The organism is Pontibacter cellulosilyticus, from assembly GCF_014306105.1.
In the GTDB taxonomy this organism is placed as follows: Bacteria; Bacteroidota; Bacteroidia; order Cytophagales; family Hymenobacteraceae; genus Pontibacter; species Pontibacter cellulosilyticus.
The window spans coordinates 757,631-773,853 of the sequence record NZ_JACRVF010000001.1 but is presented as its reverse complement, the minus strand read 5'-3'; the positions used below and the strand labels follow the sequence as shown (position 1 = coordinate 773,853).

Sequence of the window (16,223 nt, the reverse complement as noted above, 5' to 3'; positions counted from 1 at the left end):
GTGTAAAAACCTTGAGTTAGATGACTGCCGTGGTATCCGAATAGTATCCAAATTGAAATATAAAGGCCTCCAGCGTTAACTGAAGGCTTTTGTAGTGCAAAAGATTGAATTATCGAATTATTTACATAAGGATTAAACAATCCTTGAAGGCGCCTTAATTCAAGTTGGGGTAAGTGACAAGGTCCAAAAGCTCTGTACATGTAAGCTTGTAAACCAGAAGAAATTCATATTCTCTGTTGAGGAAATTATCTGTTAAGCGGCCAACTCTTTACCACTCCGCCAGGGAACTTGCCTGTCTCCTCGCCTTTCTTGTTATAGCAGATAATTTCTAACACCTCGAAAAGGAGACGGTCGCCCGGTTTATACACTTTCGCAAGTCCAGTGAAGTCCGTCGTCGGGCCAGAGAAAGTCACTGTGTTCAAGGGGATGGCCCCCCTTACGTGATAATATCTAGCGCTTTTCACAGAGAAGATTTGCGGCTTATCGCAGGCCGGGTTGTTTCGCACGATCAGGGTCGCTTTACCGCGGGGCATGGCTCCCTCTGGCAGCTTTCGTCGGTTGTCGTCATATAGTTCCAGTATCGGCTGGTGGCAGGGATCATCGGCTGCCGGGGCTTGCTGGGCAAAAGAAATGTAGGCGCTAAACACAAGCGCAAGGACTAAAAGTACTTGTTTCATCGTTTGTAAAGTTGGGAATGTAAATATAGTAGGAGACAGTGACTCTTCTTGAATAAAAGTCTTTTTAAATCTGTGCCATCAAATGTGGTGGTAATTTTTTATAAGACTTCTTAAAACCTGACACAGGCCCATGGCGCCGGCACTTGTTCCGGCTACCAGAAACTTATCCTCGTGCAGGTAGCGCTGCTTTAACAGTTGCAGTGCGGCCGTGTCTCTGAATGCTGCTGTAATCCGTAATTGATCGCCTCCGGTAAACATGACGGCATCGGCTTTGCGCAGGCGTTGCAGTGTTGCAGGACTATCGGCCTGTTCTCTGTCAGCTAAAGCCAGATGGCCTACGTTGTCGCACCCCAACATCATAAATCCTTGCAGGTAGGCCTGGTACAGTTCTTCCGGAATGCTGGTGGCAGTCATGATCACTTCTATGCGCGTGCCGATACCATAGAGCTCATCATGGATGCGCTTCAAGATCCCTTGCTCAAAGAACAGGATGCGCTGGGAGCGGTCCTCGGTGAGTGGGAGCGGATAGCTGCCTTTGTCCTCGTTGCCGCCTATCGCCACTATCTTGCCCTTGGGAACCATACCATACCTACGTACTTTACTTTATAGGTAGTAACCTTGTGCCGAGGCCAATGTGAACAGAGGCGTAAAAACCTCCCAGGGATATTTCCGGTACGCCGGCTACATCGTCGCCGTCAAAATTGAACTCACTCTCACCAAGCTGGAATTTATAGCCTGCTTTGAGGATGACAGGCACCCAGGTGGACCTTTTACCTGTTTCGTTGTCCCGGTCCCTTCTGTAGAACTGGTAGTGATAAGCCAATCCCACATCCGCTAAGTACGCAAAGTTGCGCAGGTCCGCCTCCTGGGCAGGGTTTTGTAGGAGGTTCTGAAAGCTGGCAGATGTATTGGCCTTGTCCTGAATAAGCAGGATGTTTCTGGCTAGTGTGGCCGTGGCGCTGGGCAGTAAACGGGCTTTATCGGAGGAAAGCACATTGTACCCCAAGCCAAGGGAGAACTGCTGGTTACGGTACGCTATCTCTTTACTCCCAAAGCTCTCTTCATTCTCTAAGGAGTAGGAAGTCCTCAGCGTCAGCATCCAGTCATCTGATATGTTCTGAGCCAGAAAGCTCACTGAATGTATGCTCTCAGAGAGCTCAGGAAAGCCAGAGGACGTAATCGTCCGATTCAGGTTTTCCAGGTCAACCCGTTGGTATTCATAACCTACTCCTATCTGGAAATTAGATCCCCTGATCAGCCTGCTAGCAACCTGCCCCTGCGCCAGCAGCTGTTGAGGAAGTAAAGCTGCCAGGAACAGCACTGTTATAAGTAAAAGTTTGTTTTTCATAGTATTAATTGTTTTAGCTTGTAATAGAATAGATCAAATTAATTATTCCCTTCTGCCTCCTTGAGCCATTTGGCTAAGATGTCTGCCGTAATGCCCGTTGCGATGGCATAAACACCATGGAACATGGCATCCTCCGCGATGGCCTTGGGTTTCCAGGTGGTGACAGGCTCCATGACATCCATTGCCGGCAGCAGGCTCAGCTCTGTGCCCCACACGGCACCGAAATGTGTCGTTGTAGCTACAGCTCCATCTGCTCCGAAGACCGCCATCAAACCTCTTGGCACCCCCCAGGTAGTACCGTAAGCGATATGAGCGGCATTTGTTATCAGCTCCTTGTCTTCTTTAGATTGTGCCTCCACACCGAATGTTTTCTTTACCGCCTTATAGGGGGTATCACTGGATTTACGGCCGCTAAACTTCATCTCTATCATTTGGGCAGCTGTCATCACGGCGGTTCCTACCAAGCCGGCCACTATGCCAATGCCTATTCCAGTTGCTACGCGGGCAATATCAGCTTGTACATCTTCTAGTCTGTGGTCAGTCTGTTGGTTTCTGTTTTTCATAGTTTATTCAATAATTGACTTGAGTAATGCTATAGGTAGTAGCAACAAGTAGAATTAGCATGTGTTCAATTGTTAGGTACTATTTGGTCTCATAAAGGTTAGCTTTTGTCTGATCTGATGCTTCACTTACTTCAGTCTGAAATGAATAAGAGGCATTAACAAAAGCCTGTAGAACTTCTGCTCTACAGGCTTTTGTTTGATTAATATCTCATTTAAAAGGTGATTGACTGTCTATTGTTTATCCTGCTTCAACTGCTTTACCTTAGACATATCCATAACGGTTTTATCGGTAAAGCCCACGTTCTGTGCAGGAGGACTGAACTGCAGGCTCTGCATGTATGCAGGCTTCTGACCTTGAAGCATCTGCATTATAGCGTCTGCGTAGAGTTGTCGCGCCTCATCCACCGTGCGCTTGCCTTTTATGATGTCATCAGCTAAATTAAGAGCGAGGATGTTGGCTCCTTCTTTGTCGCAGCGTGCCGAAAGCTCCCCTTTTGTTCGCTCAGCGATTACGCTGCCGTCATACATGGCCAGTTCATCAAATTTATCGGCCGGTACCTGGTAGTTGACAAATTGCTCCAGCACGTCCTTGTGCGGCATAGGGAAGTCGTGTTGTACTTCCTCTTTATAGACAATAGTTCGTTTAAAGGGCCCAGTATCATGCCAAATTAGCATGTGAGGTGTGATGCCGTGCGGCTGCCCATACTTGTCAATCATATTGTTGGCAGCCATTTTTGCAGTTTCAGGCCAGTCCTTTACCATGGCCCTGGCATCCTGGTTCTGGTTTGCCTGAGTTGTCTGCACGGCCTCCGTTGTCACTGCAGTGGCCTCTGTTGTGTTGGCAGTGGTGGAGGTGCCGTTGGTACAGGCCATTATAATAGCAGTACCGGTAATTCCTGCCAAAAGAATGTTCAGTAGTTTTTTCATAGTTCTTGTAGTTTATGGCATGTAAGTGCCATGTTATTCATGCTTGTGTTCTGTTACGATACACTTAATAGTTTACGCCTTAGTTACGCTGTTGTTGTGCAAGTGATTTATTTATAGCGTTTTATGTTTTTTAATAGGAAGTTTGTAAATCAAGAATCAGCGCATAGAGTGCACTATTGCCGCTGCAAAAGATGAAATACCTTGCAGACAGAAAACTTACGTTTTGTCGTGAAGAAGACAAATCCTATGGCTGAAAGCAGGTGTTTATAATTGAGCAGCAAAGGTGTTTTCTGCCAAAAGAAGATGCGCTCCTGTTCTTTTAATGGAGCGGGTTTAATTATGAGACTATACAGATTTATAAAAAAGAGCTTTAAAAGCTTACACTAAAATCTTATCTATTGTAGCGGCCATTATAAAGTTATTTTCAAACAGATCAATTGCGGCGTGTGTCCAAAGTTTTACAGTAACCCTTTCAAAATAAATATGGAGGTCGCAGTGTACTGTTCTCACTCTGAAATCTCGTCCACTTTGTTGGCAAAGGCATTGCGGCTATGAAGTCCGGAGATTTTCTTCCCGTCTACAACGATTCACCTACTCTGCAGTTGGGGAGTATTATTCTCTATTACTCCGACTTTAATAATGGGCACGCCCCTTCGCAGGGTACGCATCTTTTTTGGCTAAAGACATGGTTCAAGTATAGTTTAGGTTAGTGAAAATTCAGCTAGAGTGGTTTCTAATTTTTCCCATTATCCTGAATTGACCTCAGTAAGTGATATTAGGAGCTTTCGGATGGAGTAGACTATAAACGGAAAAAGAAGTTATTGAACTACAAGGGTAAATTGATTTTCTGCCTTTTCAGCCAGATATAACATTTTTGAGTGGGAAAGAAAAAGGGAAAAGCAACTGTGATAGTCACTTTTCCCTTTCAGTAGACAAGGATGGAATTATCGAACCATTTCCACCGGGATTTGGCAGCTGTGGATAAGTATCTGCAGATGGGATAGGCCAATAAATATTCTTTTCTACAATTGCAAATGATTGCCTATTTATGATATGAAAGTTATTATCAGATAGTGACTATGCAGTTCGAGAGCTTCTCCGGAGTGGCAGCAATAATGCCAAGAACGTCTCTATCACTGTGTCCAAAGATGCAGTTAATAGCCATAATATCCGCAGCTTGCCTAGCAGTTAATGCAGCCAACATAATACTAATTTCGTTTAAATAGGATACTGTTTAAATAAATCGGAGTTGAGTTTACTTGTTATGTAACTTTCCTAAGGTCACCAAATCAAAAACTATTTGTAGAGACTTCTCATCTTTCCATGCGCCGATGAGGTGAGACATCCAGGAAATCCCGTTGTAACCAATATGGCCCACATGCTGGCTAGTTTCCACCATACCACCTTAATACCGTCAGGTCTTTGAAATATTGCTATGCTGACACGCCCTTATCCTTTTCTTACAGGCTAATAAGTCATTATTTATCTTGGGAAAATGAAGACATATAAAGCAGGAGAGGCAGCGCATTAGGAAGAGATGATCTAGGACCAGGAAAATGGAAATAAATAAGTTTCAATATTTAAAGTAGTTACTCAAGTACTCAAAATAAGATGCTTACTTAAATTAACCATGTTATAAAAAATAACTGTTTCTTTATTTAGAAACACTTTATTCGTTTCCTCTACTTTACAACGGCCCGGTATTTTTGGGAAGTTATAAAGATAATATTAGTTTAAAATGTGTAAAACATCTTTAATGTTTAAGACAGGATTCATTATTTATCCCGTTTTGCTAATATTCTAAATATAAGCCCATAGTAGCAGTGGCTTAATAGATAGCAAACAATTGTTTAGCTATTCTTTCAGCCTTCTATAAATACTATTCATTGAAATCTCTCAACATTTTAAAAAAAATCTCTGCATAAGTATCACCGATAGGAATAATCTTATCAGCCATTCTAATTCTGTTTTTTTCCACGTGGTCGATTTTTTCTAAAGCCACCATAAAGGAACGATGAACTCGTACAAATTTATTGTCAGGTAGCAGTTCCTCTAACTTCGCAAAAGTCAATAAAGTCATAACCTTTTCTTTAGAGGTATGGATTCGCAGATAGTCTTTCATTCCTTCAATAAACAAAATATCGCAGATAGCTATTTTTTGTAAGTTAAAACCAGCTTTTATAAAAATATATTCCTGCTCGGTTTTCGGCATAACGTTCACTTCTATCTGTTCCGGTTGATGCTGAGGGTTAAATTCCTGGTAAAGGCGTAGTACTCCTTTGTAAAATCGTTCAAAAGAAATTGGCTTTAAAAGGTAATCTTTTACTTCAAGGTCGAACGCCTTAAGCGCATATTGATCATAGGCTGTGGTGAGGATGATCATCGGCTTCGGGTTCAGCATCGGAATAAAGCTCAATCCGTCAAGGTCAGGCATATTTATATCTAGAAACAGCAGGTCGGGCTTGTCTTCGCTCATTTGTGCAACTGCCTCCAGAGGACTATCAAAACTACCTTTGAGCTCCAGAAAGGAAACTTTTGCGATATATTTTTCCAGTATTTTCTGAGCCAGGTGCTCATCATCAATTATATAGCAGCTGAGGTTTTTTCTCATTTACTTGTTTCTGAAAATTAGCGATTTTTAATTCCACTGTGAAAACTTCATCAGTTTTATTGATGTCTAATCTATGCCGATCTGGGTAAAGTAATTGCAGACGTTTTTGAACATTCAATAAACCAATGCCACCTGGTTCCTCCAGTATGTTAGCCCTTCTATTCCCTATTGGGTTTTGAAAAATCGCAATAAGTTGATTTCCTTTTACTGCCACACTCACCTTTATAGAACCTGGTCTTAATCGGGAAGGACTATGTTTATAAGCATTCTCGAGAAGATGAATAAATAACAGTGGTGCTATATGGCAGGTCTCTGTATTTCCCTCCACCTGATAGTCTACAATAGGTGTTGCTTTATATCGGAGCTGCTGCAGGCTAATATAGTCCTGTAAATAATTGATCTCTATGGAAAGTGGAACAGTTAAAGCATTAGATTCATATATCATATAGCGCATCAACGAGGACAAACGCATCATTGCCTCAGGTGCTGCGGGATCCTGAGTATATACTAATGTATGGATATTATTGAGGGTATTGAACAGGAAATGCGGGTTGATTTGTGACTTCAGATAAACAAGTTCAGTATTAATGACCTGTTTCTCCAATTGCTCTTTTTTAAAAGTATTAATGATAAGGTTCTGAAGGATTACAACTAAAGAGCTAAAAATAATAAAAGTAAAAACAATCGGTATACTATCACCATAGTAAACCAGCAAATCCACCCATACTCTGATTTCTTGCTTGATAAAGTATGCAAAAATTAGAAAGGGAAAGGAGCCTGTCAAGAAGATTCCGATCAGATACAAAAAATAGGGTTTATACTTTCTTTTATTCAGGTATTTCTTAAATATGAATAAATGCGCATAAAAAACATATAGCCCGATCAAATATGCTTTAGGCCTAAAGGGCTCATCCTCAATCAACACACACCCAAAAAGAATCACCAGAGCAACTGCCCACGGTATGATATGAATAAGTGCTAATATTTTATTAATTCTATTCATAATACAAAGATATTTTTTCCTGCCATTCCCTTTTAGTCAACTCGACGAACGCCCCAAACAATCTACGAAACCAATATTTGTAGAAGCAAAAGGGTCATTGGTCGATTGGTATTAACATTAGTATATCGCTTTTTGAATTCTGCATCGGTACCTGTTCTTTTATTCTGGAAATCAGCTAGAAAGGTAAGTGACTCTCTGTCTTTCCTAGCAACAAGATAAACTAAAAGAAGAGTAAAAATGAAAACTCAGCAGGGAAGTTTTTCTGTTCGGAATCTATCCAAAATTTACACTAATGGAGTGCAGGCATTAAAAAACATTTTGCTGAGCATCTTGACAAGTATGTACAGCAAGCCCGGTCCTGACAGAGCCGGTGAATATGCTGATGTGCAGGTTATACAGTTGGCTTTCGACAACTACAATAAGCAGAATCTAAACAGTAAATTCAAAGTAGGCAATTATCTTCTCATCCCTATGAAAAAAAATTTCACCTTTCTTAGTTGTTTTATTTTGTTGGCCTGTGGAAACAACAATGAAACTGTCAGAACACAGAAGGTAGAGTTACTTACAGTAGACCGCCTAAACGAGAGGATAAAGCAGGGGAAGGATACTACATATATTGTCAACTTTTGGGCTACTTGGTGTGCCCCCTGTATAAAAGAGATCCCGCATTTTGAAAAACTGCAGCAGGAGAAAAAAGCCGATAAACTTAAAGTACTTCTGGTAAGCCTGGATAATAATGACAGATTGGAGAAATCGGTGATTCCATTTGTGAAGCAGCGTGAGCTAAAAAATGAAGTTTTTCTTCTTGATGAAACCGATCAGCAGGTATTTATTGACAGAATAGACAAAACATGGAGCGGTGCCATTCCCGCAACCCTTTTTGTAAAAGGCGATAAAAGAAAGTTTTTAGAAAAAGAATTCACATACCGAACCCTTTTAAAAGAATATCAACAATTCAAATAATATCCTATGAAAAAGATTTTCACCATCCTTAGTTGTTTTGTTTTTTTAGCCTGCGGAAGCCCTAATGAAACTGCCAGTGCTCAGATCAAAACACTTGTACCGGGAGATAATGCTCCGAGTTTCAATTTAAAAAATGTCGACGGGAAAATGATCTCTCCTGAAGACTATCCAGATGCCAAAGGTTTCATTGTGGTTTTTACATGCAATACCTGTCCCAATGCAATCGAGTACGAAGATCGACTCATAGCTTTGGGTAAAAAGTATAATTCCAAAGGCTATCCGGTTATAGCTATTAACCCCAATCCGCCAAGCCCTTTTCTGGTCTTTTCAGGTGAGACATTTAGTAAGATGCAGAAGAAAGCAAAAACAAAGGGTTTTAGTTTTCCTTACCTGTTTGATAAAGGGCAAATAGTGACAAATCAGTACGGAGCGAGGGCAACTCCACATATTTTTCTGCTGAAAAAAGAAGAGTCTAAATATAAGGTAGTCTACACTGGTGCGCTAGACAATGACGCATGGGGTAAAAATCCAGAGCTAGAGAGGGCTTTATATGTTGAAGATGCCATTGCAGCTTTAGATTCCGGTGAGGAAATAAAGGTAGCTTCTACAAAAGCAATAGGTTGTTCAGTGAAAAGGTCATTTGGAGGCCTGTTGGAATAATATAAAAGAACACCCATACCGAAACCTATAACCATTACTATCTAAACTATACTTATGAAAAAGACTATACTTTTGGCCGTAGCGGGCTTACTCGCTGCACAGGCTCCTTTTGCCCAAAATTCTGGCGCAAAGCCTGCTAATTCCGGTGCAGTAGCACCAGCTGTAACACAGCCTGTACCGAGAGGCGGCGGGAAAATAACCGGTACCATTCAGGATGATATAACCAAAGCTCCTGTAGAGTTTGCATCTGTTGCACTTGTAAATAAGGCTACCGGTAAAATCGTGGATGGCTCTATGACAGACGACAATGGCAGGTTTACTATAACCGGAATAGCACCTGCAACTTATCGGGTAACCGTAAACTTTCTGGGCTACGTTGCCCAGGCTGTTGACAATGTAATAGTGGGTGACGGAAAAGATGAGATTAACATAGGCGTGATCTCATTAAAGACAAGTGCAAAAACATTAAGCGAAGTGTCCGTTGTAGGTGAGAAGCCTTTAATAGAAGACAAGATAGATCGAATGGTGTATAATGCCGAGAAAGATATTAGCCCTGGGGCAACGGCGGCTGATGTGATGGCGAAAGTGCCCGGTCTGAGCGTGGACCTGGAAGGGAATGTGCAGCTGCGCGGCAGCTCCAACATCCGTGTACTTATCAATAACAAACCGTCAGCTGTAGTTGCCAGCAGCGTGGCCGATGCCCTGCAGCAGATCCCGGCTGACCAGATCAAGTCCGTGGAGGTGATCACCAGCCCATCGGCAAAGTATGATGCGGAAGGAACGGCAGGTATCATCAACATCATTCTGAAGAAAGACAGCAGCGTACAGGGGCTAACCGGAAACATTTCTGCCAATGTGGGCAATCTCAACAGCAATGCCAATGTGGGCCTGAACTACCGGAAAGGCAAAGTCGGTTTAAACACTACTCTAGGCTACGCAGTAAGCGACATGCATGGCAAAAATATCATCGTGTCAGATTTTGGCCCGAGCTCATCCATCTCCAGTAGCTCACAGCAGATAGCTATGAACCGTGTGGCTTCTTCAAGGTTATTGCAGTTTGGTGCAGACTATGGTCTTAGTAAGTCCAGCTATTTAGCGGCAGGTATTCGCATGACAATTCCGGATGTTTCGTTTAAAACAACACAGCTAACTACCAATACTTTCAGTGATGCTTCATATAGCAGGAATACCCGAGTAGGCAGCAACGGGTTTGATGGAATCAACTATGATATCAACCTAGACTATACCAAGTCTTACAAAAAGCCAGGGCAGGAACTTTCGGTGCTGGGGCTGGTAAGCAGAAACACCCGCAACAACGAAAACTTTATGGACCTGTATCAGAACAACCAGCTAACGCAACAAGAGCAGAACATCAACGATGCCTACAACGAAGAGATAACCGCCCAAGCGGATTATACGCATCCGATAGGTAAAGCCCAAAGCTTAGAGGTAGGCACGAAAGCGATCTGGCGCTATGCCGAAAGCGACTACCGCTTCCTGTTGGCAAGTCCGGCTTCATCGCCCTTTGTACTACTGCCAGAAAGGACGGATATGTTTACCTATAACCAAGATGTGCTCTCTTCCTATGCGATGTATGGTATGAAGCTGAACAAGTATAACCTGAAGATGGGCTTAAGGTATGAGTATACTCAGGTTGAAGGGGATTTTATCTCTAATGGCACAACTGTAGAGCAGGAGTATCATAATCTTTTCCCGAACCTATCTGTTTCCAGAAACCTGAAGCAGAATCAAACGATCAAGTTCAACTACTCCAGGCGTGTTCAGCGGCCGCAGCTGTCTCTGCTAAACCCATACGAGAACGTGAGCAACCCTAACTATGTAATGCGCGGTAACCCTAACCTAGAAGCTGAACTATCAGATTCCTATGAACTGGGGTTTAGTGCATTCTCTAAGTCTGGAGCATCGGTTAATGCATCCCTGTACTGGCGCCAGACAAACAATGCCATCCAGACGCTCATAATACCTTACAGCGGAACAAACCCGGACTCTGTAGGTAGGGTGACAACTACTTTCGGTAACGTGGGGAAAGAGAGTTTCTCCGGTCTTAGCCTGTCTGGCAGTACAAAGTTTCTAGAGAAGGGAAAGATCGGCAGCAACGTGAACCTGTTCCATGCTTCTATTCAGAGTGGTAGCCAGCAGCTAAACAGATCCGGCATTGTTTACAATACCAACTTGAATGTATCCTACAACTTTAACAAAGGCTTCAGTGCACAAATGGCTGGCACATACAATTCCTCACAGGTAACGCTGCAGGGTAAAATGTTGCCATTTGCAGTCTATAACTTTGCAGTAAGAAAAGAAGTGCTGAACAAAAAAGGAAACATTACACTAGGGGTTACCACTCCCTTCCAGAAATATGTGACAAGGGAAAAAATCATGAAAACCTACAATTCCGAAAATCTACTTGTGCTTGATCAGACCAACGGTATGAGTATTAAGTTGCGACAGGTAAAACTAAGCTTTAACTATCAGTTCGGCAAGCAGGACGCCAAAGCCAAACCGCGCAAGGTAAAGAAAGTGACCAACGAAGATGCCAAGGAAGGGGAGGAAAACTCGATGCAATAAAATGTGATTTATGAAATATTAAATATATTCTTACAGGCATTAGCCTTTATTTCGATGAAAGCTCCGACAGATAATAATAAGCAAAATACTTAAAATTATGAAAGATCAAATTGCTTTAGGAATACAGAATGTCTCTAAATCCTATCCTAATGGAGTAAAGGCGCTTCAAAACATTTCCCTTACTATACCGCCCGGCATGTACGGTCTGCTGGGTCCAAATGGTGCCGGTAAATCAACTCTTATGCGTATCCTGGCAACATTGCAGGAGCCGGATGAAGGAACAATTTACTTTGGAAACATTGATGTACTCAGGCAAAAGGAGGAGGTACGACAAACCTTAGGTTATCTTCCACAAGATTTTGGGCTACATCCTAATGCAAGAACAGAAGAGTTGCTAAACTATTTTGCTGTGCTTAAGGGGATAAAGGATAATAAGGCGAGGAGAGAAGTGGTAGAAGCACTACTTAAGCAAACTAACTTGTGGGATGTTCGCCATCAGAAGCTTGGAGGCTTCTCAGGAGGGATGCGACAGCGGTTTGGAGTGGCTATTGCGATGTTGGGAAACCCAAAGTTGATTATTGTAGACGAACCAACAGCCGGGCTTGACCCGGCAGAGCGGGTACGGTATCTAAACCTGTTGAGTGAAATGGGAGAGAACAGCGTAGTGATTCTCTCTACGCATATTGTAGAAGATGTGTCCGAACTGTGTACGCGTATGGCGGTGATCAACAAAGGACAAATATTACTAGAAACTGAACCCCACAAGGCGATCGAAAACTTAAATGGGAAAGTGTGGCGACGAGTGATAGAAAAGAATGCATTACCAAGGTTGGAGCTAGAGCATGTTATCATTTCAACCAAACTTCTTGGTGGCCGGACTGTCGTGCACATCTTTAGCGAAACCTCTCCAGGGAATGATTTCGAGCTCACATCTCCGGATTTGGAAGATGTCTATTTCACTGTGATCGCACAGGATTTCAGAAAGAACCTTGAACAGGAAGTTAAGGAGGTGCTAGTATGAAACTTTGGGAAACTTTCCGATATGAGGTTGTTTATCAGGTGAGAAACGTGTCGATCTGGGTTTTTTTTCTGTTCCTTTTAATAATTACATACCTTTTAGCCAGTGAAGTATTTATTGACGAACCGGTTGTAGGAGGCTACTCCCTATTTGCACCTTATTATATAGCAAAGGTAAGCGTAATAGCATATATAGTGGGAATTCTGATCCTGGCTCCGATTCCAGGCAATGCAGCAACAAGGGATATTGAAACAAGAATGTACCCTCTACTTTACACTGCACCTATTAGTAAGTTTGTTTACCTTGGAGGCCGTTTTCTTGCCGCCCTTACTCTTGGAGCGATATTGATGACCGCCATTCCCGCAGGCATTTTGGGTGCTTCCCTTTTTCCTGGCGAACATGTACTTCTTACAGCACCAATAATTCCAGCCGCTTACTTAAATGCTTATTTTTTGTTCGTGCTGCCAAACACCTTTGTCGCAATGGCATTCATGTTTGCTGTGGCTACTTTGAGTCGCCGAGGCATTGCGAGTTTTCTTGTGGCAATACTTATATTTTTCATTGCTTTCGCAAGCTGGCAGTTGATAGCTGTTAATGAGGGGAATTGGAAACTTGCAAAGCTCACTGATCCATTGGGAATCAGTTTAATTCAGGAACTTAAAACTTTATGGTCTCCGGTAGAGAAAAACACCCTTATGGCGGGGACGCAAACATGGACGCTTTTAAACCGACTTATTTGGTGCTTAATCGCTCTTAGTCTTCTTGTTCTTACCTATCTCCGTTTCAGGAGAGAACCTACTGCCATAAGCAATAAAATGGGCAAGGGGGGACGTTTTTCTAAATTTCCCACGACTCCGGAGGGTTTCCACATTTTAAAGGATACGCCTATTGTTGTTCCGCAAGTACAACAAACCTTTGGGTTTTCGAGCCGGGCGTTACAGGTGATAACGGTCAGCATAGAGTCATTTAAAGTAGTAATGGGATGGGGATGGATAGCTTTTACCTGCCTCGCAATTTTTGTCTTCTTAACAAGTCCTTCTTGGTTCTCTGATTTTCACCACGCATCTCAGTTACCTGTTTCCGGTCACCTTTTGATTCTTTTGGAAAACCATACTTATAACGCCATATGGTTTGTTATACCGCTCCTCATCCTCTACTACGCAGGGGAACTTGTATGGCGTGAGCGGGAAGCACGACTTCACGAGATTATCGGAGCTGCACCCATACCAATATGGATCTCCTTCGCTGGTAAATTCACCGGCCTCTTTCTTGCACTAGTTTTGATGCAGGTGTTAATGATGATTAGCGGAATGATGGTCCAGATGCGCCTGGGGTACTATGACTTTGAGTTTCCGCTTTACCTGAAAATTCTTTTTGGTATAAGGCTTGTCGATTATACCTTACTGGGGCTGCTTGCCTTCGTTATTCATGTAGTGGTTAACCAGAAGTATATTGGAAACCTGATAATCATATTATTTTTTGTAATTGCCTTCTATGGTTATTTGATTGGAATTGAGCCAGGATTGTTTGTATATGGGTCAGATCCTGGCTGGACCTACTCAGAAATTCGAGGCCTGGAGCCATACATGTATCCATGGTTCGTGTTTAAGCTTTACTGGGTAGCATGGGCACTGCTGCTGGCTGTAGTAGCAAATCTACTTTGGCCTCGAGGAACAGAAAGAACTTTAAAGCAAAGGATTCAGGAAGGAAGTCGACGTCTTACGAGACAAACGAAAGCTATTACCGCGTTTGCCGTAATGCTCATATTGATCTTTGGAGGGTTCATTTTTTATAACACCAGCATTCTACACCCTCGTACTGCAGCTCCCGAAGGAGAAGAGTGGAAAGCCGATTATGAGAAGCTGTATCGAAAGTATGCAGATAGCCCACAGCCTTGGTTAACAGCTGTAAATCTTCACGTTGAGATCTTTCCTGAATTGCGGGCAGTCGATATACGGGGAAGGCAGTCCTATGTGAACAGGACCGGCTCGAGGATTGATTCTATACATTTAGCGACTGCCCTAGGGGTTGAAAATCATTTGATACGCTTCAGCCGCACTTCGACACCCAAGCTAATAGATGAGAAACTTGGACACCACATTTATGTTTTGGATAAGCCTCTTCTTCCTGGTGATTCGCTACACCTTGATTTCCATGTTAGCTTCAGCCCGCAGGGCTTCCCTAATTATGGAATTGATGCTTCTCTGGTTAAGAATGGCTCATCCGTTGATGATGCATGGTTACCTAAAATGGGCTACCAAAAAAGCAGAGAAATTGAGGACCCAAAAGAACGGAGTAAGCAGGGGCTCAACCCAAACCGAATGTTCTTGCCCTCCCTTGATGTTGCACGAATGGGAATTCCGGGGCAGGAACGTATTGATTTTGAAGCAGTAGTGGGCACTGATAAAGAACAAATTGCAATAGCCCCCGGAAAACTGCAGCGGAGTTGGTCGGAAAATGGGCGTAGTTATTTTCATTATTCCACCGAAGCTCCGATCATTAATGATATTGCTTTTTTCTCCGCCGATTATGATGTCAGTGAATCTCAGTGGAAATCTAAAGAAACGGGGCAGCTAGTTGATATTGAAATTCTCTATCATCCCGGGCACACCCTGAATCTTGAGCGGATGGTTAATGGTATACATGCCTCTTTAGATTATCTAACCAAACAACTTGGTCCTTATCCGCACAGCGAGATCCGGTTTCTGGAGAACACCGGCTATAATAAAGGGATGCAGGCTAATCCAACCAACGTTTGGTATAGGACAGGATACGCTCTTCTCAATCAAGCTTCGGACTCAGAGCGCGTTGATGTTACATTCGCAACGGTGGCACATGAAGTGGCTCACCAGTGGTGGGGGCACCAACTCTCTCCCGCCATAATGAAAGGAAACATATTGCTCATTGAAAGCCTGGCCTGGTATTCTGCTTTTGAGATTATAGAGGAAGCCCTTGGAAAGGAAAAGTTTCTCGATCTTGTCCACCAATTCCAGCAAGAATATTTTAGTCCTCAAGCCAGGTCTGTGCAGCCCTTGCTGAAAGCTAACGATCACACCCTGATCTACCGCAAGGGACCTCTTGTCCTATATACTATACGCGAATATGTAGGTAAGGAGCAGGTGAGAATGGCGCTAAAAAATTTATTTAAGAAAAACGCATTCGGGTCTCCGCCACTGCCTACCCCTCAAGATCTATTTAGCGAACTTCAAAAGGTTACACCGGATTCAATGCACTACCTGTTGCACGACTTGCTCGCCACAAATACTTATTGGGACCTGAAAACAGAACAATCTTCAGCCAGTCAGACCAAAGAAGGTAGCTGGCAGGTAAGCCTAGATGTACAGGCAAGAAAATATACAGTAGATACGTTAGGCGTGGAAACAGATGTTCCAATGGATGATTGGATTCAAATTGGAATTTTTGATGCAGGGGAAGGGCAGAAGGGTGAACGAGAAGCGCTTTACTTAAAATGGCATCGCATCAGCTCTGGAAAGCAGACTATAAAGGTGAATTTACCAAACAAGCCTGCTTATGCCGGTATAGATCCGAGTAATCTGTTAATGGACCTGAAGAGAGGCAATAATACGAGTAAGGTGGCTCTTCAGCAGCAGGAATGATAACAAGTGGTGTAGAGTGTGTTTTATCGAACCTTTTCCACAGGGATTTGGCTGCTTTAAGAGAGTACCTTAAAAGGTTAACTGCTGTTACAGAGCTATAAATCTATCTCCTCCCCAGTAAATGTATGACTGTCTTGTTTCATACCGAGTCTCTTGTAGTGTCAGATTTGTAGCGCTTGATGGTGGTGTACACTCACTCTTTGTTTTCTAAGCGTATGAGCTTTCGTATGCCTTTTATTGCTATGCTGCA

Annotated in this window: 13 protein-coding genes; 5 read left to right on the top strand and 8 right to left on the bottom strand. The window is 42.9% G+C overall.

Annotation, left to right across the window (positions count from 1 at the left end):
- Window positions 1-245: 245 nt before the first annotated feature.
- The 8 genes from H8S84_RS03370 to H8S84_RS03335 form a co-directional block, all read right to left on the bottom strand.
- Complete coding sequence (locus H8S84_RS03370) at window positions 246-677, bottom strand: hypothetical protein (RefSeq protein ID WP_187065849.1); 432 nt, start codon at window positions 675-677, stop codon at window positions 246-248.
- Window positions 678-755: 78 nt separating this feature from the next.
- Entirely contained in the window at window positions 756-1,259 is a 504-nt protein-coding gene (locus H8S84_RS03365; protein WP_187065848.1) for a cyanophycinase, read from the bottom strand.
- Window positions 1,260-1,275: 16 nt separating this feature from the next.
- The gene (locus H8S84_RS03360; protein ID WP_187065847.1) at window positions 1,276-2,025 is read right to left on the bottom strand and encodes a hypothetical protein; all 750 of its coding nucleotides are present in this window, start codon (window positions 2,023-2,025) and stop codon (window positions 1,276-1,278) included.
- A 38-nt stretch (window positions 2,026-2,063) separates the two neighbouring features.
- A complete protein-coding gene (locus tag H8S84_RS03355) occupies window positions 2,064-2,588 on the bottom strand; it encodes a hypothetical protein (protein WP_187065846.1) in 525 nt (174 codons plus the stop codon).
- 231 nt (window positions 2,589-2,819) lie between these two features.
- A complete protein-coding gene (locus H8S84_RS03350) occupies window positions 2,820-3,515 on the bottom strand; it encodes a hypothetical protein (protein ID WP_222621564.1) in 696 nt (231 codons plus the stop codon).
- Between the two features lie 378 nt (window positions 3,516-3,893).
- A complete protein-coding gene (locus H8S84_RS20340) occupies window positions 3,894-4,025 on the bottom strand; it encodes a 4a-hydroxytetrahydrobiopterin dehydratase (RefSeq protein WP_187065845.1) in 132 nt (43 codons plus the stop codon).
- Window positions 4,026-5,394: 1,369 nt separating this feature from the next.
- Complete coding sequence (locus H8S84_RS03340) at window positions 5,395-6,126, bottom strand: LytR/AlgR family response regulator transcription factor (protein WP_187065844.1); 732 nt, start codon at window positions 6,124-6,126, stop codon at window positions 5,395-5,397.
- Window positions 6,095-7,129 carry a sensor histidine kinase gene (locus H8S84_RS03335; RefSeq protein WP_187065843.1) on the bottom strand — a complete coding sequence of 345 codons (1,035 nt, stop codon included), beginning with the start codon at window positions 7,127-7,129 and terminating at the stop codon, window positions 6,095-6,097. The genes H8S84_RS03340 and H8S84_RS03335 overlap by 32 nt, the downstream gene beginning before the upstream one ends.
- Window positions 7,130-7,366: 237 nt before the next feature.
- Here H8S84_RS03335 and H8S84_RS03330 point away from each other — a divergent pair, with 237 nt between their 5' ends.
- The 5 genes from H8S84_RS03330 to H8S84_RS03310 all read left to right on the top strand — a co-directional run bounded on the left by H8S84_RS03330 (window position 7,367) and on the right by H8S84_RS03310 (window position 15,973).
- Window positions 7,367-8,092: a TlpA disulfide reductase family protein gene (locus H8S84_RS03330; protein WP_222621563.1), complete on the top strand. Its 726-nt coding sequence runs from the start codon at window positions 7,367-7,369 to the stop codon at window positions 8,090-8,092.
- 6 nt (window positions 8,093-8,098) lie between these two features.
- The gene (locus H8S84_RS03325) at window positions 8,099-8,752 is read left to right on the top strand and encodes a thioredoxin family protein (RefSeq protein ID WP_187065842.1); all 654 of its coding nucleotides are present in this window, start codon (window positions 8,099-8,101) and stop codon (window positions 8,750-8,752) included.
- Between the two features lie 54 nt (window positions 8,753-8,806).
- Entirely contained in the window at window positions 8,807-11,338 is a 2,532-nt protein-coding gene (locus H8S84_RS03320) for a TonB-dependent receptor domain-containing protein (RefSeq protein ID WP_187065841.1), read from the top strand.
- Window positions 11,339-11,435: 97 nt separating this feature from the next.
- A complete protein-coding gene (locus H8S84_RS03315; protein ID WP_222621562.1) occupies window positions 11,436-12,359 on the top strand; it encodes an ABC transporter ATP-binding protein in 924 nt (307 codons plus the stop codon).
- Window positions 12,356-15,973 carry an ABC transporter permease/M1 family aminopeptidase gene (locus H8S84_RS03310; RefSeq protein WP_187065840.1) on the top strand — a complete coding sequence of 1,206 codons (3,618 nt, stop codon included), beginning with the start codon at window positions 12,356-12,358 and terminating at the stop codon, window positions 15,971-15,973. Before H8S84_RS03315 ends, H8S84_RS03310 begins: the two co-directional genes overlap by 4 nt.
- Window positions 15,974-16,223 lie beyond the last annotated feature (250 nt).